The sequence below is a fragment of the Pseudacidovorax sp. 1753 genome, assembly GCF_040544975.1.
Lineage (GTDB): Bacteria > Pseudomonadota > Gammaproteobacteria > Burkholderiales > Burkholderiaceae_C > Xenophilus.
Genome location: NZ_JBEPKY010000015.1, coordinates 120670 through 139968 on the forward strand (window position 1 = coordinate 120670; position 19299 = coordinate 139968).

Sequence of the window (19299 nt, forward strand, 5' to 3'; positions counted from 1 at the left end):
CTTCAGTTCGAATCGGGGAATTGGCGCGACAGCAACAGGCCGGCGAAGCGCAGCAACCCGTCCAGCTCGTGCCGGATGACAGCGACCACGATGGCCACATCCAGGCTCTGGTACTCGTGGACCGCGATGTTACGAAAGCCAACCATGCGGCCCAGCACAGCCGCCAGGTCGGCGTCGATCACGCCCTCTTGCTGCAGTGTCGCAAACACCTCGCGCGCACTGCCCGGCAACGCCCAGCCCTGGGCCGCGATCACCATGTTGCCCATGTCGATCGCCAGTTCGCAGGCACGTTGCACGTTGAGGATGGCAGCGTCCTGACGCGAGAAATCGGTCATGAAGTCTGCCGCCGCAGCCAGCTCTTCGCGGGCGCGGCGCACGCAGCGCTCGAGACGGGCGCTCTTTTGCGCCAGGGCGTCAGCAAGGGCCGTCATGGACGCGCTTCTCCCGCGCGAAGCAGTCGATGGGCCAGTTGCTTCACCATCGGCTGCCGCCATGCCTGCATGTGCTGGTACTCGCTGAGCACGAATGCGCAGTAGCCCGTCAGCGCCACCGGGTCCAGGCTGAAGAGGAGGTGGCCGGTGGCCAGGACCTGATGCTGCATCAAGGTGGACAGGCGCCGGAAGTCCAGCAGGTCCACGTCGACGCCAAACTGCGCTGCGATTTGTTCGGAGGCTTCCCACCGAATCTCGGGCGACAAGGGGGCCGGTAGATCCACTGCGATGTCCAGATCGCTGTGGGGGCCGAAGCGGCCAGAGGCCGCACTGCCGAACAGCCAGGCAGCCCGCGCCTGCGGCAGCGCGTTGCGCAGCGCGGCGACGATCCGGTCCTGGCTGGGCGGCAGGGTCATGCGCTGAAGCTGTCTTCCAGAAAGCCGTTCTTCTTGGTGATGCGGTCGAGTTCGACCAGCGTCTCGAGCAGCGCCTTCATGTGCTTGAGCGGCACGGCGTTGGGGCCGTCGGACAGCGCGTTCTTGGGGTCGGGGTGCGTCTCCATGAACAGGCCTGCCACGCCCACGGCCACCGCGGCGCGCGAGAGCACCGGCACGAATTCGCGCTGTCCGCCGGAGCTGGTGCCCTGGCCGCCCGGCAGCTGCACAGAATGCGTGGCGTCGAACACCACCGGTGCGCCGGTCTCGCGCATGATCGCCAGGCCGCGCATGTCACTGACCAGGTTGTTGTAGCCGAAGCTCGCGCCGCGCTCGCAGGCCAGGAAGTTGTCGTCCGGCAGGCCCTTCTCGCGGGCGGCCGCGCGCGCCTTGTCGATCACGTTCTTCATGTCGTGCGGCGCGAGGAACTGGCCCTTCTTGATGTTCACCGGCTTGCCCGACTGGGCAGCGGCGCGGATGAAATCGGTCTGGCGGCACAGGAAGGCGGGCGTCTGCAGCACATCGACCACCTGGGCGGCCTCGGCGATGTCCTCTTCGGAATGCACGTCGGTCAGCACCGCCACGCCAAGCTCCTGCTTCAGCTTGGCCAGGATGGCCAGGCCCTTCTCGCGGCCCGGACCGCGGAAGCTCGTGCCCGAGGAGCGGTTGGCCTTGTCGAAGCTGCTCTTGAAGATGAAGGGAATGCCCAGCGAACTGGTGATTTCCTTCAACTGGCCCGCGGTGTCCATCTGCAGTTGCTCGGACTCGACCACGCAGGGCCCGGCGATCAGGAAGAAGGGCTGTTGGAGCCCGACGTCGAAGCCACACAGTTTCATGCTTGCTCCTTGGCGCCGGCCGCTCAGGCCACGACCTTCAGCGCGCTCTTGTCCGAGCCCTGGTGCGACAGCGCCGCACGCACGAAGGCGTTGAACAGCGGATGGCCGTCCCAGGGCGTGGACTTGAACTCGGGGTGGAACTGCACGCCCATGTACCAGGGGTGCACGTCCTGCGGCAGCTCGACGATCTCGGTCAGCTGCTCGCGCTGTGTCAGGGCCGAGATCACCAGGCCGGACTGGCGCAGCTGGTCCAGGTAATTGACGTTGGCCTCGTAGCGGTGGCGGTGGCGCTCGGTCACCACGTCGCCGTAGATGCTGTGGGCCAGCGTGCCTGGCATCACGTCGGAGCTCTGCGCGCCCAGGCGCATCGTGCCGCCCAGATCGGACTTGGCCGTGCGCGTCTTGATGGTGCCGTCGGCGTCCTTCCACTCGGTGATCAGTGCGATCACGGGGACGCTGGCATTGGGGTCGAACTCCGTGCTGTTGGCGCCCTTGAGGCCGGCCACGTTGCGCGCGTATTCGATGGTGGCGACCTGCATGCCCAGGCAGATGCCCAGGTAGGGAATCTTGTTCTCGCGGGCGAAGCGGGCCGCGCAGATCTTGCCTTCCACGCCGCGCTGGCCGAAGCCGCCGGGCACCAGGATGGCGTCGTACTTGTCCAGGCGCGCCACGTTGTCGGGCTGGATGGTCTCGGAATCGAGGTACTCGATCTTCACGCGGGCATGGTTCTTCATGCCGGCGTGGCGCAGCGCTTCGTTGAGCGACTTGTAGCTGTCCGACAGGTCGACGTACTTGCCGACCATGGCGATGGTCACTTCCTTCTGCGGATGCTCCACCTCGTAGACCAGGTCGTCCCAGCGCTGCAGCTTGGCCGGCGGCGTGTTCAGGCGCAGCTTGTCGCAGATGAGGCCGTCCAGGCCCTGCTCATGCAGCATGCGCGGCACCTTGTAGATGGTGTCCACGTCCCACATGCTGATCACACCCCATTCGGGCACGTTGGAGAACAGCGAGATCTTGGCACGCTCCTCGTCGGGAATCGGCCGGTCGGCGCGGCACAGCAGGGCGTCGGCCTGGATGCCGATCTCACGCAGTTTCTGCGCCGTGTGCTGCGTGGGCTTGGTCTTGAGCTCGCCGGCCGCCGCGATGTACGGCAGATAGCTCAGGTGGACGAAGGCGCTGTTGTTGGGGCCGGCCTTCAGGCTCATCTGGCGCACGGCCTCGAGGAAAGGCAGGGACTCGATGTCGCCCACCGTGCCGCCGATCTCGACGATGGCGATCTGCACCTCGTGCGGCGTGCCGATGCCGGCGCCGCGCTTGATGTATTCCTGGATCTCGTTGGTGACGTGCGGGATCACCTGCACCGTCTTGCCCAGGTAGTCGCCGCGGCGCTCCTTCTCCAGCACCGACTTGTAGATCTGTCCGGTGGTGAAGTTGTTGGACTTGCGCATGCGCGTCGTGATGAAGCGCTCGTAGTGGCCCAGGTCCAGGTCGGTTTCGGCGCCGTCGTCGGTCACGAAGACTTCGCCATGCTGGAAGGGGGACATCGTGCCCGGATCCACGTTGATGTAGGGATCGAGCTTGATGAGGGTGACCGTGAGGCCGCGGGATTCGAGGAGGGCGGCGAGGGAGGCGGAAGCGATACCCTTGCCGAGGGACGACACCACACCGCCGGTGACGAAGACGAATTTGGTCATTGCCGGACGCGGGCGCCATGGCCCGCGGATGGGAAATTGAGATTGTACCGGCCGGCCGATGTCCTCTTTTCAGTTCGGTCACATCGCGTGACGCAGGGCTGGGGCCGGGCGGCGCTCCCTCTACACTGCCCGGATGCAACAAGACCTGGCGGGCAAGCACATCCTCCTGGGCCTCACCGGCGGTGTGGCCTGCTACAAGTCGGCGGAGCTGTGCCGTCTGTTCGTCAAGGCCGGCGCGACCGTGCAGGTGGTGATGACCGAAGCCGCCACGCAGTTCATCACGCCGGTGACCATGCAGGCGCTCTCCGGCCAGCCCGTGTACCTGTCGCAATGGGACGCGCGGCAGGCCAACAACATGCCCCACATCAACCTGGGCCGGGAGGCGGATGCGATCGTGCTGGCGCCGGCCAGCGCCGACTTCATCGCACGGCTGGTGCAGGGGCGCTCCGACGAGCTGCTCAGCCTGCTGTGCCTGGCCCGTCCGCTGGAGCGCGTGCCGCTGCTCGTGGCGCCCGCCATGAACCGCGAGATGTGGGCCCACCCGGCCACCCAGCGCAATCTGCGCCAACTCGCAGACGATGGCGCCCGGGTGCTGGGCGTGGGCCAGGGCTGGCAGGCCTGCGGCGAGACCGGCGACGGCCGCATGCTGGAGCCGGCCGAACTGCTCGAAGAGGTCGTGGCCCACTTCCAGCCCAAGGTGCTGCAGGGCGAGCATGTGGTGGTCACCGCCGGCCCCACCTTCGAGGCCATGGACCCGATCCGCGGCATCACCAACCATTCCTCCGGCAAGATGGGCTTCGCCATCGCCCGCGCCGCGCGCGAGGCCGGCGCCCGCGTCACGCTGGTGGCCGGCCCGGTGCACCTGCCCACGCCGCGTGGCGTGCAGCGCGTGGACGTGGCTTCGGCCCAGCAGATGCTGCAGGCCGTGCAGGCGGCCGTGGCCGATGCCTCGGTGTTCGTGGCGACGGCGGCGGTGGCCGACTGGCGGCCGGCCGATCCGCAGATGCACAAGATCAAGAAGGACGGCAGTGGCCAGACGCCGGTGCTGCGCTTCGTCGAGAACCCCGACATCCTGCACACCGTCGCGCAGGGCGAGCGGGCGCGTGGGCGGCAACTGTTTTGCGTCGGCTTCGCGGCCGAGAGCGAAAACCTGCTCGAACATGCCAAGGCCAAGCGCCAGCGCAAGGGCATTCCGCTGCTGGTGGGCAACATCGGGCCGCTGACCTTCGGTCAGGACGACAACAGCCTGCTGCTGGTCGACGAGCAGGGCGCACGAGAGCTGCCGCGGGCCTCCAAGCTCGCGCTCGCCCGCGAACTCGCCTCCGAAATCGCTGTCCGGCTGCGGCCGTGGCGCGGCTGAGGCTTCCCATCCTTCTGCCGATGAACGAGACCGACTGGAACACGCCCCGCAATGGCGATTTCGTGCGCTATGTCGAGCAGTTGACGGCCGAGTCGCTGCAGCGTGTCCACGCGCGACAGGATCGACCTTCGGCAGCCGCAGCATCGGTGCCGCCCGGTACTGCGTCGCCGGGTGCGACTTCTTCGCCTGGCCCACGCAGCGCGCCGGGCGACCTGTCGGCGCCGCCAGGCGTGGCGGGCTGGGCCGCGGCGGGAATCGTGGGCCTTCTCGTGCTGTGGGCCATTGGCGCGCCTGTCGGCGTCCTTGTGCTGCTGGCAGCCCTCGGTGCCGCGGTGTTCAAGCGCTTTGTCCGGCGCGGCGCTGCAGCGCCAATTGCCCGCCAGTTGCTGGCCGGCCTTCGTCAAGGCCCCCAGAACGGCAAACCCCGACCTCCCGCCGGCGGCACTGCCGCACGGCCCAACCCTCGAAGACAGTCCTCCCCATGAAGATCGACGTGCGCGTGCTCGACGCGCGAATGGCCCAGCAACTGCCCACCTATGCCACGCCCGGAAGCGCCGGCCTGGACCTGCGCGCCTGCCTGGCAGAACCCCTGACCCTGGCGCCCGGCGCCTGCGAGCTCATCGGCACGGGGCTGGCCATCCACCTGGCCGATCCTGGCTTTGCGGCCTTGATCCTTCCCCGCTCGGGCCTCGGCCACAAGCACGGCATCGTGCTGGGCAACCTCGTCGGCCTGATCGACAGCGACTACCAGGGCGAGCTCAAGGTCAGCGCCTGGAACCGCAGCCAGACGCCGTTCGTCGTCGCGCCCATGGAGCGCCTGGCCCAACTGGTGATCGTGCCGGTGGTGCAGGCCCAGTTCCGCGTCGTCGAGACCTTCGATGCCGACACCCAGCGCGGTGCCGGCGGTTACGGCTCCACCGGAAAGCTGTAAGCATCTCCCAGAAGTTGTTTCGGCTGTGAGCAAGGGTGCCTTCCAGAACCTTTGCCGCGCGTCCGCCTCCAACCCCCGAGGTGGGCGGTCGCGCGCGACGCCGCATGGTGCGGCGGCGCAGTCGATCAGCCGAGGGCAGGCCCGCCTGTCGAGGATCCATACCATGATTCACAACAAGATTCGCTCCCTGGCCGTTCCGGCCGTTGCCCTGACCGCCGCCGTGCTGCTCGCCGGTTGCGTGACGCCGGTGCCGGTGTACCAGACCCGCTATCCCTATCAGCCCGCAGCGGCACCGGTGTACCCGGCGGCCCCTGCCTACAACCAGGCCGTGTATGTCGAAACCGGCATCGTCGCCAACATCGAGGTGTTGCGCAGCGAGACGCCGCCGGTGGCGCCTTCGGGCGGCGGCGCCGTGGTGGGCGGCCTGGTGGGTGGCGTACTGGGCAACCAGATCGGCCATGGTTCCGGCCGCGCGGCGGCCACCATGCTGGGCGTGGTGGGTGGCGCGCTGGCCGGCAACGCGGTCGAGGCACGCAATGGCGCCGGCCGCGTCTACGAAAGCTATCGCGTCTCCGTGCAGATGAGCAATGGCGGCTACCGCAGCTTCGATGTGCCCAGCCCCGGCGACCTGCGCATCGGCGACCGCGTGCGCATCGACGGCGGCCAGATCTCGCGCTACTGATCGCACCTGAATGCACAAAGGCCGGCCCCTCGGGCGCCGGCCTTTGTGCTTCATGGAACGCGTCGTCGCGACGCGGCCAATGGGGCGCTCAGTGCAGCGAGTCGCTGCCCGGCGCCATCGGCGCGAAGCGGAAGAAGCCGGTGCCGGCGGTACCGCGGCCGATCTCTTCTTCGGTCGCTTCGCGCACGGCATTGACGGTCAGGTCCAGCCGCAGGGCGATGCCGGCCAGCGGATGGTTGCCGTCCAGCACAAGGTGCTCGGGGTAGATCTCGGCCACGGTGTAGAGCACGTTCTTCGGCATGTCCGGATTGACCCCGGAGGGCAGGGCGGCGCCGTCGAAGCTCATGCCTTCTTCCACTTCCTTGGGGAACAGCGCACGCGGCTCCAGGAAGAGCAGGTGCTCGTCGAAGTCGCCGAAGGCCTGTTCGGGCTCCAGGTGGAGTTGCACGCGGGCGCCGGGGCCGTGGCCCTGCAGCGCTGTCTCGATCGCATCGAAGAGGTCGTCGCCGCCCACCAGGAATTCGACGGGCTCGGTGAGCACGTCCAGGGTTTCGCCAAGGGTGTCCTTGAGGGTCCAGGTCAGGGCGACCACGCATTGGGGGGTGATTTCCATATGAGAATTCTCCCACCATGCCCCTGACACAACGATTGCCCCTGCTCGGAGGACTGAGCGCCGACACCTTCATGCGCCGCCACTGGCAGAAGAAACCCCTGCTGGTGCGCCAGGCGCTGCCGATGACCGTCCCACCGATGTCGCGCGCCCGCCTGTTCGAACTCGCTGGCGAGGAGGGCGTGGAATCCCGCCTGGTCACCCACGACGCCCGCCAGGGCTGGCGCCTGCGCCACGGCCCCTTCGCCCGGCGCAGCCTGCCGCCGCTGGGCCGCCGCGAATGGACGCTGCTGGTGCAAGGCGTCGACCTGCACGACGACGAGGTCCACGCGCTGCTGCAACCCTTCCGCTTCCTGCCCGAGGCACGGCTGGACGATGTGATGATCAGCTATGCCAGCGATGGCGGGGGCGTCGGCCCGCACTTCGACAGCTACGACGTCTTCCTGCTGCAGGTGAGCGGACGCCGCCGCTGGTCCTGGGGCCGTCAGAAGGACCTGACGCTGCGCCCCGGCCCCCCTCTGAAGATCCTGGACCATTTCGAGCCCGAGGACACCCAGGTGCTCGAACCCGGCGACATGCTCTACCTGCCGCCGCGCTATGCCCATGACGGCGTCGCCGTGGGTGGCGACTGCATGACCTGCTCCGTGGGCCTTCGCGCGCCCGCGCAGACCGAACTGGCGTCCGACCTGCTCATGCGGCTGGGCGACATCGTCTCGGACGATGAAGCACCCGGCCGGCGCTATGCCGACCCCGGCCAACCGGCCTCCGAGTCGCCGGCCGCCATCCCCGAGGCGCTGCAGGCCTTTGCCCGCGACGCCGTCCAGAAGGCGCTGGCCCAGTCCACGCGCATCGACTGCGCGCTGGGCGAGTCCCTGACCGAGCCCAAGCCCAACGTCTGGTTCGATCCCGGCGAATGGCCGGAGCGCGTCGAGGCCGTGCGGCTCGACCGGCGCACCCGCATGCTCTACGACGTGCGCCATGTCTTCATCAACGGCGAAAGCCTGCTGGCCGGCGGCCGCGACGCGGTGCTGATGCGCCGGTTGGCCGATCGCCGCGAACTGGGTTCGCGCGAGTTGGCCAAGGCCAGCGCCGAGGCCCTGGCCCTGCTGGGCGACTGGTGCGAAGCCGGGTGGGTGCATGCCCGATGAGCTGAGGCTCAGCGCGGGCCCCTTCGACGGGCCCACGGTCTTCGCCGACCGGCTGCGCGAGGCCTTCGCCGCGGCGGCCGACCGCGCCTGGCCGGCTCTGTGGTGCGCCGACGCTCAGTTCGCCGACTGGCCGCTCGGGGAGGCCGCGGTCATCCAGGCGCTCCAGGCCTGGGCAGGCAGCGCCCGCCGCCTGCGCCTGGTGATGCGCGACGACCGCCTGCTGCGGGAGCGCCATCCGCGCTTCGTCGCCTGGCGCCAGCGCTGGGACCACATCATCGAGTGCCGGATCTGCGCCGACTGCGATGCCGCCGACCTGCCCAGCGGGCTGTGGACGCCAGGCTGGACGGTCGAGCGGCACGACCCCGTGCTCAGCCGCGGCAGCAGCAGCGGTGCACAGGCGGCCGTGGAGTCGCTGCGGCATCGCATGGACGATGCCTTCGCGCGGGGCCGGCCTGGTTTCCCGGCCTCCATCCTCGGCCTCTGAACCGCTGGCGCGACGGGTGGCGGCCGCCAGAGGCCGCCCGGCTCAGCTGCGCGCGGGTCGGGCGATGTGCGCGTCAGCGACACAGTCTGCTCACATTAAATGCGACATAAGTTGTAAATTGTTGATAAATGTAGACACGCTTCGGCCCGGCTGATCGAAAGTGACGATCATCTGGGTGACTCCCTGACGTCCTTCCGTTCCGCCTGTCCTTCCGATGAAAGTCGCTGCCTTCGACGAGGTTTCGCTCGGCCTGATCGGATTGAGCCTGCTGGCCGCGCTGGTCGCCCTGCTGCTGATGATGCGGGAGCGCTGGAAGTCGGCGGGCATCCGGCGCGAGCTGCAGGCGGTCTCGCGGCAGAAGCATGAGCTGGAGTGGGGCGACGCCCTGACGGGCCTGCGCAACCGCAAGGGGCTCGATGCTTCGCTCGACGATCTGGCGCATGTCGGCTCTCACGGTGTCGTTGTGGTGCTACTGGACCACTTCCGGCGCATGCGGCAGGCCTTTGGCCAGGAATTCGGCGACTTCATCGTCAAGCTCGCCGCCCAGCGCCTGTCGGGCTGCCTGCCGCCGGGCGCGACGGCCGCGCACCTGGAAGGGGGCGAGTTCGCGCTGGCGATCCCCGGCAACCGTGCCGACCTGCTCGAAGTGGCCGAGCTGGCGTTCGAGCAACTGGCGTTGCCGGTGCAGTCCGCCAAGGGCCAGGTGATCCTCGTCGCCTCGCTCGGTGTGGCCATGGCGGATGCTCCGGAGGATCGCGGCCGGCTCATCGAATTCGCCTCCCTGGCCGCCGAACGTGCGGGCGCCGGGCTCAATGGCGAGGGCAAGGTCTGCGTCTACGACCCCGCCTTCGCCGAGGAGGCGCGGGCGCAGGCCTTCTTCGTGAACGACCTGCGCGCGGCGGTGGAGAACAAGGAACTGCGCCTGCTGTTCCAGCCCAAGGTCGATGCCCAGTCGCTGCAGATCACCGCGGCCGAGGCGCTCCTGCGCTGGCAGCATCCGGTGCGTGGCAACGTGGCACCGGCCGTGTTCGTGCCCATGGCGGAGTCCGCGGGCCTGATGGGCATGCTGGGCCGGTGGGTGATCGAGGAATCCTGCCGTGTGGCCGCGTCCTGGCGGGCGATGGGGCTGCGCATGCGCGTGGCCGTCAACATCTCCGCACTGCAGATGCAGGAGGAAGACCTGGTCGATCACATCGCCCAGTGCCTGGAGCGCCACGGCCTGCAGCCCAACCGCTTCACCTGCGAGATCACCGAGTCGGTGGCCATGCAGCACACCGACACCGCCACCGCCACCTTCGAGCGCATGCGCTCGCTGGGCCTGCATGTCTCCATCGACGACTTCGGCACGGGCTATTCCAGCCTCGCCGCCCTGCGGCGCCTGCCCGCCTCGGAGTTGAAGGTGGACCGCGCCTTCGTGGCCGACCTCGAGCACAGCGAGGACGCGCGCTCCATCGCCGCGTCCATCGTCAGCCTGGGCAAGGCCCTGAACCTGAAGGTGGTGGCCGAGGGCGTGGAGACGCAGGGCCAGTGCGAGCTGCTGATGCTGATGGGCTGCGACGAGCTTCAGGGCTTCCTGTTCTCGAAGCCGATCTCGGCCGAGGAAATGACCGGCATGATCAACAGCGGCAGCGCCGACGGGCCCGAATCCCTGCCGTTCAGCGAGTCGCTGTTCATGAGCACCCGGCTCTCCGGCCTGTGAAGCGGTGCCCGCGGGCCGGAGGCGCGCGGTGGCGGTCCTGAAGGCTCAGGCGTCGAGCCAGGGCGAGCCCTCGGCGGCGTCGGCCGCCAGCATCTCGTGGGCGGCGGCGCCGAGTGCCTCGGCCATGGCCTGGCGCACCAGGTCCGGCCGGTTGTTCTGCTCCGACAGATGGGCCGCCACCACATGGCGCAGGCCGCCGTGGTTCACGGCCCGGGCGATCTCGGCCGCCGCGGTGTTGGACAGGTGCCCATAGTTGCCCCCGACGCGGCGCTTGAGGAAGGGCGGATAGCGCGACTGCGACAGCAGCGCCACGTCGTGGTTGAATTCCAGCAGCAGGGCATCCACGCCGGCCAGCCGGGCCATGACGTGGGCGCTGGCATGGCCCAGGTCGGTCAGGACGGCGAGAGTGCGGGCACCGTCGGTGCAGCGCAGCTGCAGGGGCTCGCGGGCATCGTGGGGCACGGTGAAGGGCTGGACCTGCAATTCGCCCACCTCAATGGCCTCGCCATCGCGGGCCAAGTGCAGGCGCCCCGCATAGTCGGGGGCCCCAGTGGCGAGCCAGGTGCCTTCGCTCATCCAGACATCGATGCCTTCGCGCTGCGACAGCGCATGGGCGCAGCCGATGTGGTCGCCGTGCTCGTGCGTGATGAAGACGGCATCGATGTCGCGCGCCTGCAGGCCTTCGCGCGCCAGCCGCTGGTCGAGCTGGCGCAGGTTGAAGCCGCAGTCGATCAGCAGGCGCGAGGTGCGCGACTCGCTGCGCACCTCCACCAGCGTGCCGTTGCCGCTGCTGCCGCTGCCGAGGCTGCGAAAGCGCAGCGCCACGCCTTACTTCAGGTCGTCGGCCAGCACGCGCACGATGCGCTGGGCGTTGTCCGACTTCTCCGGCGCACCGGCCTCGTTCAGCACCGTCACCGTGCTCTTGTCGCCTTCCGACTGCACGCGGATGCGGTACTTCATCGGCGCCTCGGTCTTGCTGTCGCGGCTGAAGAGCTTGCCGAAGATGCCCGGTTCCTTGCGGTCGGGATTGGGCGTCACGTAGCGCACGTAGTAGACGCCGGCCGAGCGGTCGCGGTCTTCCACGGTGAAGCCCGTGCGGTCCAGCGAGAGGCCGACCCGGCGCCAGGCGCGGTCGAAGCCGTCGGCCACCTGCAGCACCGGCTGCCCGTTGATGTTGCCGATGGTGGCGGCGCGGGCTTGGGGCGCAGCGGCCACGGAAGCGGCCGCGGCGCGCGACTGCTCCTGGGTCACGCCGAGCTTGACCATCAGGCGGCGCAGGAATTCGGTCTCGAGTTCGGGGTCCACGGCACGCGGTTGCCAGACGGTCTGGTCCTGCCGCTGGTTGGTGTAGACCTCCTGCATGCCGCGGTGGCTGATGTAGATCTCCGTGCCCTTCGAGGTGCGCTCCATGCGGGTGCGGAAGCGGTCGAGCTCGCCCGTGGAGTAGACGGAGTCGATCACCTTGCCCAGCATGGAACGGATCGGATCCTGCGGCAGCTTGGCCCGGTTTTCGGCCCAGTCGGTTTCCATGATGCCAAGGTTGCGCTGTTCGCTGGTCAGCAGGAAGCCGTTCTCCATCCAGAAGTCGCGCACCGTGTCCCACAGCTGCTCGGGCGGGCGGTCGACCACGATCCAGCGCTCGTTGCCGGCGCGCTCCATGCGCACGTCGCCGATCTTGTCGACGGCCGTGGGAATGCCCGGGGCGTTGGCACGGCCCGCCTCATAGGCGTTGGCCGAGACGACGCCGCCGGGAATGGCGTAGCGGTTGTCGCGCGAGAGCTGGGTCAGGTCGGGCGGTACCTCCAGCGTGGGGGCCTTGCCGGCGCTCTTGTAGTCGATCTTGTCGGACTCCAGCACGGAGCACGCGGCCAGACTGGTGGCCAGGGCCAGCACGGCGAATCGCAAAGGGGTGTTCAAGTCGTCTTCCTTCGGCGAAGAGAGGGGGGTAATCAGGCGGCCCGTCGAGGCGACGGCAGCCGCATGGGACAGATGGAGTGCCCGGGCGGCAAAAGGTTGCCGAATCTTGAGCTTTGTGTCAGCCGGACACCAGGCCGCATTGGCGCAGGGCATCTTCGACCGCGGCGTGCTGGGGGCCGGCCAGGGGCGTCAGCGGCAGGCGCAGGCCGGCTCCGATGCGGCCCATGCGCTGCAGCGCCCACTTGACGGGAATCGGGTTGGGCTCGACGAAGAGCGCCCGGTGCAGCGGCAGCAGCGACAGCTGGATCGCCATGGCCCGGCGCGCATCGCCCGAAATGGCCGCCGCGCACAGCTCGTGCATCTGGCGCGGCGCGACGTTGGCGGTGACGCTCACGTTGCCGTGGCCGCCGCAGAGCATCAGTGCCACGGCGGTCGGATCGTCGCCGGAATAGATGGAGAAGCCCTTGGGTGCCTCGCGGATCAGCCACTGCGCGCGTTCGATGTTGCCGGTGGCTTCCTTGATGCCGACGATGCCGGGCACCTGGGCCAGGCGCAGCACCGTGTCGTGGGCCATATCCGCCACCGTGCGGCCGGGCACGTTGTACAGCACCATCGGCAGGTCGCCGACGGACTCGGCGATGGCACGGAAGTGCTGGTACTGGCCTTCCTGCGTGGGCTTGTTGTAGTAGGGCACCACCTGCAGCTGCGAATCGGCGCCCACGCCCTTGGCGTAGCGGGCCAGTTCGATGGCTTCGCGGGTGGAATTGGCGCCACAGCCTGCCATCACAGGCACGCGGCCGGCGGCCTGCTCGACGGTGACGCGGATGATTTCGCAGTGCTCTTCGACGTCCACCGTGGGCGATTCGCCCGTGGTGCCGACCACGCCCAGGCAGTCGGTGCCCTCGGCGATGTGCCAGTCGATGAGCTTGCGAAGCGCGTCGTAGTCGACGCTACCGTCTTCATGCATCGGCGTGACGAGCGCGACGATGCTGCCAGTCAGTTGCTCCAAGGGACTCTCTTTGTCGGTGAACGCGGAACCGCGGATTCTAGCCAGCGACCTGGGAGGGACCGAGGCGATGTCGCGCAAGGGTTTCTTCGGGCCGGGGCCGGACGGCGGCAATGCGCTGGACGAAGCGCTCGGGCGAGGGCAGGAAGCCGTCTTCGTAGGCCACCACCCGCAGGCCGGCGCTGGCGGCGATCAGCTCGCCCGGCGTGAGCAAAAAGTCGGGCCGCGAAGGGCGCCCGACGGTCTCGTTGCCGGCGGCGAAGGTCTCGTACATCAGCACGCCGCCGGGCGCCACGGCCGCCACGATGCGGGGCAGCAGCGGGCGCCAGAGGTAGTGGGTGACGACCACGGCGTCGAACTGGCGCCCCTCGAAGGGCCAGGGGCCGTCCTCGATGTCGGCCTGCACGATCTCGGCGCCGATCTGTGCCAGGGGCGCCAGGGCGGCGATGGCCGCCGGATCGCGGTCGACGCCGGTCAGTGCATGGCCCTGGCTCTGCAGCCAGAAGAGGTGCCGGCCCGCACCGCAGGCCACGTCGAGCACCCGTCCGCCCGCGGGAATGAGATGGGCCCAGCGCTGAACCCAGGGCGAGGGCGGTGCCAGGGGCTGCGGCGGCTGCGGACCTGTCGTGCTCATCCGAAGCAGGTCCAGATCTGGTTGCCCAGCATCACCAGGAAGTCCGGCTGCGCATACAGCAGGAAGACGCCCGTGAGCGCCACGGCGGCGATGCCCCAGGCCGCCATGCGGCGGCCGAGCGCGGCGGAGTCGCGGCGCTGCTTCATGCCGGCTGCAGTCCGCGCCGCTCGATGGCGCGCTCGTTGACAGGCAGGTTCACCAGCGCCGCGAAGATGCCCAGCGCGATGGCGATGTACCAGACGATGTCGTAGCTGCCCGTGCGGTCGTAGAGGTAGCCGCCCAGCCAGACGCCGAGGAAGGATCCGACCTGGTGGCTGAGGAAGACGAAGCCGCCCAGCATCGACAGATGCGCCACGCCGAAGATCTGGGCAATGATGGCGTTGGTGGCCGGCACCGTGGACAGCCACAGCGCACCGATCACGGCCGAGAACACGTAGACCGATGTCGGCGTGAGCGGCGCCAGCAGGAATAGGCTGATGGCCACCGCCCGTCCCAGGTAGATGGCGGCCAGGATCTTGCGCTTGGCAAAGCGCTGCCCCAGCACGCCGGCGGTGTAGGTGCCGATCACGTTGAACAGCCCGATCAGCGCCAGCGCGTAGCTCGCCACCTGGGGCGCCAGGCCATGGTCCTTGAGGTAGCTGGGCATGTGCACGCCGATGAACACCACCTGGAAGCCGCAGACGAAGTAACCCGCCATCAGCAGCACGAAGCTGGGGTAGCGGAAGGCCTCGGCCACGGCCTGGGCGATGGTCTGCTCGCGCCGGCCCGCGCCCGTCGTGTGGGCCGGCTCGCGCAGCAGGAAGGCCAGCGGCACGATCACCAGTGCCAGGGCGGCCAGCGCCAGCAGCGCGCTCTTCCAGCCCAGTTGCAGGATCAGCTGGCCCTCGACCGGCACCATGAAGAACTGGCCGAAGGAGCCGGCCGCCGCCGTCACGCCCATGGCCCAGGAGCGCCGTTCCGCCGGCAACTGGCGGCCGATGACGCCGTAGATGACGGCGTAGGTGGTGCCCGCCTGGGCCATGCCGATCAGCACGCCGGCCGTGAGCGCGAACACCAGGGGTGTGGGCGACAGGGCCATGCCGGCCAGGCCGGCGGCGTAGAGCACCGCCCCCATCAGCAGCACGCGAAAGGCGCCGAGCTTGTCGGCCAGCATGCCGGCGAACACCCCGGCCACGCCCCAGGCCAGGTTCTGGATGGCGATGGCCAGCGAGAAGGTCTGGCGCGTCCAGCCCTGCTCCTGCGTGATGGGCTGCAGCCACAGGCCGAAGCCGTGGCGGATGCCCATGGACAGTGTCACGACCATCGCGCCGCAGATCAGCACCTGGCGCATGGAGAGGTTGGTGGCAGGGGAGGACATGGAAGCGGGTGTCTCTTGCTGGGTGTTGTGATCTATTGCGGCCCGCGAGGGGCGCGGCGCATTGTCGGCGGTCTGTCCGCACCTTGCTGTCGCTAGCATCGCGGCGGCTCGACGATCAGGGAGAAGAACATGGCACAGCCATCCAGCACGCCGCGCATGACGGAGGCGGACTATTTGGCCTGGGAATCGACCCAGGCACGACGGCACGAGTACGTGGAAGGCCGCGTCTACGCGGTGCACGACGAGGCCGAACCGGCCCCCGCCGACGCTGCGGACCCGCGCGCGGCGGTGGCGCCCAACCTCGCGGCGGCACTGCGCGCGCATCTGCGCGGCACCGCATGCCGCGTCCATCGGGGGGACCTGCGGCTGTACCTGCCCGGTGCGGCTGCCTACCTGTACCCCGACCTGGTGGTCAGCTGCCCGGGCGCGGCCCGCGAAAGGCGGGTGCCGGTCGCCGAGCCGGTGTTCATCGCCGATGTGCTTTCGCCCGGGGCCGGCAGCCTGTACCCCGGAGTGCGCTTCACGCATTACCGCGGGCTGCCCTCGCTGCGCGAATACCTGCTGATCGACGCGCATCGACGTGGCATCGACCTCTACCGCAAGGGCGCCGACGGCCTGTGGGCCTTGCAGCCCCTGGCGCCGGGCGAGGCGGTGCCGCTCGCCTGCCTTGACCTGCGCCTGCCCGCCGCCGCGCTGTTCGCCGGCCTGCCCTGAGGCGGCTTCCCGCAGGGGCTGGATGGGCATCCAGTCCCGGCCGTGGGCCGTGACTACAATCCGCCGCCATGGCAACCCCCAGCAAGACGCCTTCCGGCTACTCGGAAGGTTCCATCCGCGTCCTCAAGGGCCTGGAGCCCGTCAAGCAGCGGCCGGGCATGTACACCCGCACCGACAACCCGCTGCACATCATCCAGGAAGTGATCGACAACGCCGCCGACGAGGCGTTGGCGGGCTTCGGCAAGAAGATCAAGCTCACGCTGCACACCGACGGCTCGGTCAGCGTCGAGGACGACGGCCGCGGCATCCCCTTCGGCCTGCATCCCGAGGAAAAGGCCCCCGTCATCGAGCTGGTCTACACCCGGCTGCACGCCGGCGGCAAGTTCGACAAGGGCCAGGGCGGCGCCTACAGCTTCTCGGGCGGCCTGCACGGCGTGGGCGTGTCGGTGACCAATGCGCTGTCGACGCGGCTCGAAGTCGTCTCGCACCGCGAGGGCCAGGTGGCCCGCCTCGTCTTCGGCGCCGGCGACGTGATCGAGCCGCTGCAGCTGCGCGCGCAGGGCAGCGGCGACCGCAGGCAGGGCACCACCGTCCGCGCCTGGCCCGACGCCAAGTACTTCGAATCGGCCGCCTTCCCCATGGGCGAGCTCACGCACCTGCTGCGCAGCAAGGCGGTGCTGATGCCCGGCGTGGCCGTCAGCCTGACGGTCGAGAAGAGCGGCGAGACGCAGCAGTGGCTCTACAAGGGCGGCCTGCGCGACTACCTCATGCAGACGCTCACCGCCGACCCGGTGATCCCGCTCTTCGAGGGCGCCGGCCATGCCGACAAGAACACCGAGACCTTCGCCGAAGGCGAGGGCGCCGAATGGTGTGTGGCCTTCACCGAAGAAGGCCAGCCGGTGCGCGAGAGCTACGTCAACCTGATTCCCACCAGCGCCGGCGGCACGCACGAAAGCGGCCTGCGCGACGGCCTGTTCAACGCCGTCAAGAGCTTCATCGAGCTGCATTCGCTGCTGCCCAAGGGCGTCAAGCTGCTGCCGGAGGACGTCTTCGCCCGCGCCAGCTACGTGCTGTCGGCCAAGGTGCTCGACCCGCAGTTCCAGGGCCAGATCAAGGAGCGGCTCAATTCGCGCGACGCGGTGCGGCTGGTGTCCAGCTTCGTGCGGCCGGCGCTGGAGCTGTGGCTCAACCAGCACGTCGACTACGGCAAGAAGCTGGCCGAACTCGCCATCAAGGCCGCGCAGACGCGCCAGCGCGCCGGCCAGAAGGTCGAGAAGCGCAAGGGCTCCGGCGTGGCCGTGCTGCCCGGCAAGCTCACCGACTGCGAAAGCCGCGACATCGGCCACAACGAACTCTTCCTGGTCGAAGGCGACTCCGCCGGCGGCAGCGCCAAGATGGGCCGCGACAAGGAATGCCAGGCCATCCTGCCCCTGCGCGGCAAGGTGCTCAACACCTGGGAAGTGGAGCGCGACCGCCTGTTCGCCAACACCGAGATCCACGACATGTCCGTGGCCATCGGTGTCGATCCGCACGGCCCCAACGACACGCCCGACCTGTCGGGCCTGCGCTACGGCAAGGTCTGCATCCTGTCCGATGCCGACGTGGACGGCTCGCACATCCAGGTGCTGCTGCTCACGCTCTTCTTCCGGCACTTCCCCAAGCTGATCGACGCCGGCCATGTGTACGTGGCGCGGCCGCCGCTGTTCCGCGTCGATGCGCCCGCCCGCGGCAAGAAGCCGGCCGCCAAGTTCTATGCGCTGGACGAGGCCGAGCTCACCGCCATCCTCGACAAGCTGCGCAAGGACGGCGTGGCCGAGGGCAAGTGGAGCATCAGCCGCTTCAAGGGCCTGGGCGAGATGAGCGCCGAGCAGCTGTGGGAGACCACGCTCAACCCCGACACCCGTCGCCTGCTGCAGGTGCGCCTGGGTCGGCTGGACTTCAGCCACACGCAGGGCGAGATCACCAAGCTCATGGGCAAGGGCGAGGCTGCCGCCCGCCGCGAGCTGATGGAACTGCGCGCGGACGACGTCGAGATCGACGTATGAGCGCGTCATTCCCGGCCGCGGTGTTGGCTTTGCTCCTCTCCCCTCTGGGGAGAGCCTGGGTGAGGGGCCGCGGGCGCTCGATGGGGCGCGGCGTTGGCTTCGTCGTCGAAGCTGCCGAGCGTGTGAGTGCCGATAGGGCGCGCCGTGCGGTGCTGGCCCCCACCCCAGCCCTCCGCCAGAGGGGGAGGGAGTGGATGCGGGCGCTTGGCTTTGCAGCGGGCGCTCTTTTCTTTGTCTCCGGTTCCGCCCATGCCGCCCTCTACGGCTACACCGACGAGCGCGGTGTCGCCCATTTCTCGGCTGAGAAGCTCGACGCCCGCTACCAGCTGGTGCTGCGCGACGACACCGCTGGCAGGTTCGGCGCCGACGACGCGGTGCCCGCCGAGGCGGCGCAGGCGCTGCAGCAACTGCTGACCCGCCGCACCGGCGCCGGCGCGAGCGGCACCGTCTACGGCTACCTCGATCCCCAGGGCCAGCCGCATTTCGCCGACACCCGGGCCGATGAGCGCTACGAGCTGATCGTGCGCGACGGCGAGGTCCTCAACAGCCGCTGGAATCCCATCGACCGCCGCCGTCCGCTGCCCCCCGCGGCCGTTCCCGCCGGCGAGCCGCCGCGCAAGGGCCTGCTGGCGCTGGTCGAAAAGCCGCCGCTCTCGCCCGCCGCGCAGACGGCGCTGCGCGAGGCCGCGCGCAAGCACGGCCTGGACGAATCGCTGCTGCACGCGCTGATGGCCGCCGAATCCGGCTTCGATATCGACGCTGTCTCGCCCAAGGGCGCCGTCGGCCTGATGCAGCTGATGCCCGCCACCGCCGAGCGCTACGGCGTGCGTGCCGACGCCAAGCAGACGGTGGCCCACAAGCTCACCGACCCGCGCATCAACATCGCCGCCGGCAGCCGCTACTTCAGCGACCTGCTCAAGATGTTCGACGGCAGCATGGAACTCGCCCTGGCTGCCTACAACGCGGGCGAGGGTGCCGTGCAGCGCGCCGGCCGCCGCATTCCCGACTACCGCGAGACGCAGAACTACGTGAAGACGGTGATGCAGCTCTATGCGCACCTCAAGCCCTCGGCCTCCGCGCGTGTGCTCACGGCCAGCGTGAACCGCGCCGGCAAGCCCGCCACGCGCGTGCGCATGGAAATTGCGCCGCCCTCTGCCGAGCGCGACGCCGGCGCCGAGTAGTACGCCATGACCGATGCCGGCCCGCCGCCCGGCGGGGTGCTTCGTGCACCGAGGCCGCAGGCCCGGTGGCCGCGTAGGCGATGGCCCCCTTCACGCTGAGCCCGCCCTTCTGCGCTGCCCACCCGTAGCAGAACGC

Annotated in this window: 21 protein-coding genes; 10 read left to right on the top strand and 11 right to left on the bottom strand. The window is 69.2% G+C overall.

From position 1 onward, the window contains the following. Positions 1-2: 2 nt before the first annotated feature. Genes hepT through pyrG form a run of 4 tightly spaced genes read right to left on the bottom strand, consistent with a single transcriptional unit; the run spans position 3 to position 3395 of the window. Positions 3-431, bottom strand: coding sequence for a type VII toxin-antitoxin system HepT family RNase toxin (gene hepT, locus ABIC63_RS19450; RefSeq protein ID WP_076503362.1), 429 nt, complete (start codon positions 429-431; stop codon positions 3-5). Further along, the gene (gene mntA / locus ABIC63_RS19455) at positions 428-847 is read right to left on the bottom strand and encodes a type VII toxin-antitoxin system MntA family adenylyltransferase antitoxin (RefSeq protein ID WP_354321001.1); all 420 of its coding nucleotides are present in this window, start codon (positions 845-847) and stop codon (positions 428-430) included. Before mntA ends, hepT begins: the two co-directional genes overlap by 4 nt. Then, positions 844-1701 (bottom strand): 3-deoxy-8-phosphooctulonate synthase, encoded by an 858-nt coding sequence (gene kdsA, locus ABIC63_RS19460; RefSeq protein ID WP_354321002.1) that lies wholly within the window; start codon positions 1699-1701, stop codon positions 844-846. Before kdsA ends, mntA begins: the two co-directional genes overlap by 4 nt. 23 nt (positions 1702-1724) lie before the next feature. Continuing rightward, positions 1725-3395, bottom strand: a complete 1671-nt coding sequence (gene pyrG, locus ABIC63_RS19465) for a CTP synthase (protein ID WP_354321003.1) — start codon at positions 3393-3395, stop codon at positions 1725-1727. A 133-nt stretch (positions 3396-3528) separates the two neighbouring features. Between pyrG and coaBC the strand changes: the two genes are divergently transcribed. From coaBC to ABIC63_RS19485, 4 genes are all read left to right on the top strand, one after another. Beyond that, positions 3529-4755 carry a bifunctional phosphopantothenoylcysteine decarboxylase/phosphopantothenate--cysteine ligase CoaBC gene (gene coaBC, locus ABIC63_RS19470; RefSeq protein WP_354321004.1) on the top strand — a complete coding sequence of 409 codons (1227 nt, stop codon included), beginning with the start codon at positions 3529-3531 and terminating at the stop codon, positions 4753-4755. 20 nt (positions 4756-4775) lie between these two features. Further along, positions 4776-5240, top strand: coding sequence for a hypothetical protein (locus ABIC63_RS19475; protein ID WP_354321005.1), 465 nt, complete (start codon positions 4776-4778; stop codon positions 5238-5240). Then, positions 5237-5686, top strand: a complete 450-nt coding sequence (dut, locus tag ABIC63_RS19480; RefSeq protein ID WP_354321006.1) for a dUTP diphosphatase — start codon at positions 5237-5239, stop codon at positions 5684-5686. Before ABIC63_RS19475 ends, dut begins: the two co-directional genes overlap by 4 nt. A gap of 163 nt (positions 5687-5849) precedes the next feature. Beyond that, on the top strand, positions 5850-6368 hold the full coding sequence (locus ABIC63_RS19485) for a glycine zipper 2TM domain-containing protein (RefSeq protein ID WP_354321007.1): 519 nt from the start codon (positions 5850-5852) through the stop codon (positions 6366-6368). 88 nt (positions 6369-6456) lie between these two features. Here ABIC63_RS19485 and ABIC63_RS19490 read toward each other — a convergent pair whose 3' ends face one another. Beyond that, positions 6457-6981 carry an FKBP-type peptidyl-prolyl cis-trans isomerase gene (locus ABIC63_RS19490; protein ID WP_043117948.1) on the bottom strand — a complete coding sequence of 175 codons (525 nt, stop codon included), beginning with the start codon at positions 6979-6981 and terminating at the stop codon, positions 6457-6459. A gap of 17 nt (positions 6982-6998) precedes the next feature. Between ABIC63_RS19490 and ABIC63_RS19495 the strand changes: the two genes are divergently transcribed. The 3 genes from ABIC63_RS19495 (at position 6999) to ABIC63_RS19505 (ending at position 10309) form a co-directional block, all read left to right on the top strand. Further along, positions 6999-8126 (top strand): JmjC domain-containing protein, encoded by a 1128-nt coding sequence (locus tag ABIC63_RS19495; RefSeq protein WP_354321008.1) that lies wholly within the window; start codon positions 6999-7001, stop codon positions 8124-8126. After that, positions 8116-8610, top strand: a complete 495-nt coding sequence (locus tag ABIC63_RS19500; RefSeq protein WP_354321009.1) for a hypothetical protein — start codon at positions 8116-8118, stop codon at positions 8608-8610. Before ABIC63_RS19495 ends, ABIC63_RS19500 begins: the two co-directional genes overlap by 11 nt. A gap of 214 nt (positions 8611-8824) precedes the next feature. Next, positions 8825-10309: a putative bifunctional diguanylate cyclase/phosphodiesterase gene (locus ABIC63_RS19505; protein WP_354321011.1), complete on the top strand. Its 1485-nt coding sequence runs from the start codon at positions 8825-8827 to the stop codon at positions 10307-10309. A 45-nt stretch (positions 10310-10354) separates the two neighbouring features. On the opposite strand, the gene ABIC63_RS19510 is transcribed toward ABIC63_RS19505, so the two are convergent. The 6 genes from ABIC63_RS19510 to ABIC63_RS19535 all read right to left on the bottom strand — a co-directional run bounded on the left by ABIC63_RS19510 (position 10355) and on the right by ABIC63_RS19535 (position 15223). Next, a complete protein-coding gene (locus tag ABIC63_RS19510; RefSeq protein ID WP_294373199.1) occupies positions 10355-11134 on the bottom strand; it encodes an MBL fold metallo-hydrolase in 780 nt (259 codons plus the stop codon). 3 nt (positions 11135-11137) lie between these two features. Next, positions 11138-12226, bottom strand: a complete 1089-nt coding sequence (gene bamC / locus ABIC63_RS19515; protein WP_043117943.1) for an NlpB/DapX family lipoprotein — start codon at positions 12224-12226, stop codon at positions 11138-11140. Between the two features lie 118 nt (positions 12227-12344). Next, positions 12345-13271 (bottom strand): 4-hydroxy-tetrahydrodipicolinate synthase, encoded by a 927-nt coding sequence (dapA, locus tag ABIC63_RS19520; protein ID WP_476345651.1) that lies wholly within the window; start codon positions 13269-13271, stop codon positions 12345-12347. A gap of 1 nt (position 13272) precedes the next feature. After that, the gene (locus tag ABIC63_RS19525) at positions 13273-13866 is read right to left on the bottom strand and encodes a class I SAM-dependent methyltransferase (protein WP_354321012.1); all 594 of its coding nucleotides are present in this window, start codon (positions 13864-13866) and stop codon (positions 13273-13275) included. Continuing rightward, positions 13863-14012: a hypothetical protein gene (locus tag ABIC63_RS19530; RefSeq protein ID WP_294373205.1), complete on the bottom strand. Its 150-nt coding sequence runs from the start codon at positions 14010-14012 to the stop codon at positions 13863-13865. Before ABIC63_RS19530 ends, ABIC63_RS19525 begins: the two co-directional genes overlap by 4 nt. Further along, a complete protein-coding gene (locus ABIC63_RS19535) occupies positions 14009-15223 on the bottom strand; it encodes an MFS transporter (protein ID WP_294373207.1) in 1215 nt (404 codons plus the stop codon). The genes ABIC63_RS19530 and ABIC63_RS19535 overlap by 4 nt, the downstream gene beginning before the upstream one ends. A 129-nt stretch (positions 15224-15352) precedes the next feature. On the opposite strand from ABIC63_RS19535, the gene ABIC63_RS19540 reads away from it, so the two are divergent. From ABIC63_RS19540 to ABIC63_RS19550, 3 genes are all read left to right on the top strand, one after another. Beyond that, on the top strand, positions 15353-15937 hold the full coding sequence (locus tag ABIC63_RS19540; RefSeq protein WP_354321013.1) for a Uma2 family endonuclease: 585 nt from the start codon (positions 15353-15355) through the stop codon (positions 15935-15937). A 68-nt stretch (positions 15938-16005) separates the two neighbouring features. After that, a complete protein-coding gene (locus ABIC63_RS19545; protein WP_294373210.1) occupies positions 16006-17982 on the top strand; it encodes a DNA topoisomerase IV subunit B in 1977 nt (658 codons plus the stop codon). Positions 17983-18176: 194 nt separating this feature from the next. After that, a complete protein-coding gene (locus tag ABIC63_RS19550) occupies positions 18177-19163 on the top strand; it encodes a lytic transglycosylase domain-containing protein (RefSeq protein WP_354321014.1) in 987 nt (328 codons plus the stop codon). Positions 19164-19299: the final 136 nt, after the last annotated feature.

Excerpts from the sequence above, each read along its gene's own strand:
- ABIC63_RS19525 (WP_354321012.1), bottom strand. The coding sequence starts at position 13,866 with ATGAGCACGACAGGTCCGCAGCCGCCGCAGCCCCTGGCACCGCCCTCG.
- ABIC63_RS19485 (WP_354321007.1), top strand. The coding sequence starts at position 5,850 with ATGATTCACAACAAGATTCGCTCCCTGGCCGTTCCGGCCGTTGCCCTG.
- ABIC63_RS19495 (WP_354321008.1), top strand. The coding sequence starts at position 6,999 with ATGCCCCTGACACAACGATTGCCCCTGCTCGGAGGACTGAGCGCCGAC.
- ABIC63_RS19540 (WP_354321013.1), top strand. The coding sequence starts at position 15,353 with ATGGCACAGCCATCCAGCACGCCGCGCATGACGGAGGCGGACTATTTG.
- kdsA (WP_354321002.1), bottom strand. The coding sequence starts at position 1,701 with ATGAAACTGTGTGGCTTCGACGTCGGGCTCCAACAGCCCTTCTTCCTG.
- ABIC63_RS19535 (WP_294373207.1), bottom strand. The coding sequence starts at position 15,223 with ATGTCCTCCCCTGCCACCAACCTCTCCATGCGCCAGGTGCTGATCTGC.
- mntA (WP_354321001.1), bottom strand. The coding sequence starts at position 847 with ATGACCCTGCCGCCCAGCCAGGACCGGATCGTCGCCGCGCTGCGCAAC.
- coaBC (WP_354321004.1), top strand. The coding sequence starts at position 3,529 with ATGCAACAAGACCTGGCGGGCAAGCACATCCTCCTGGGCCTCACCGGC.
- ABIC63_RS19505 (WP_354321011.1), top strand. The coding sequence starts at position 8,825 with ATGAAAGTCGCTGCCTTCGACGAGGTTTCGCTCGGCCTGATCGGATTG.
- ABIC63_RS19550 (WP_354321014.1), top strand. The coding sequence starts at position 18,177 with ATGCGGGCGCTTGGCTTTGCAGCGGGCGCTCTTTTCTTTGTCTCCGGT.
- ABIC63_RS19530 (WP_294373205.1), bottom strand. The coding sequence starts at position 14,012 with ATGAAGCAGCGCCGCGACTCCGCCGCGCTCGGCCGCCGCATGGCGGCC.
- ABIC63_RS19545 (WP_294373210.1), top strand. The coding sequence starts at position 16,006 with ATGGCAACCCCCAGCAAGACGCCTTCCGGCTACTCGGAAGGTTCCATC.
- hepT (WP_076503362.1), bottom strand. The coding sequence starts at position 431 with ATGACGGCCCTTGCTGACGCCCTGGCGCAAAAGAGCGCCCGTCTCGAG.
- pyrG (WP_354321003.1), bottom strand. The coding sequence starts at position 3,395 with ATGACCAAATTCGTCTTCGTCACCGGCGGTGTGGTGTCGTCCCTCGGC.
- ABIC63_RS19500 (WP_354321009.1), top strand. The coding sequence starts at position 8,116 with ATGCCCGATGAGCTGAGGCTCAGCGCGGGCCCCTTCGACGGGCCCACG.
- ABIC63_RS19490 (WP_043117948.1), bottom strand. The coding sequence starts at position 6,981 with ATGGAAATCACCCCCCAATGCGTGGTCGCCCTGACCTGGACCCTCAAG.
- ABIC63_RS19475 (WP_354321005.1), top strand. The coding sequence starts at position 4,776 with ATGAACGAGACCGACTGGAACACGCCCCGCAATGGCGATTTCGTGCGC.
- dut (WP_354321006.1), top strand. The coding sequence starts at position 5,237 with ATGAAGATCGACGTGCGCGTGCTCGACGCGCGAATGGCCCAGCAACTG.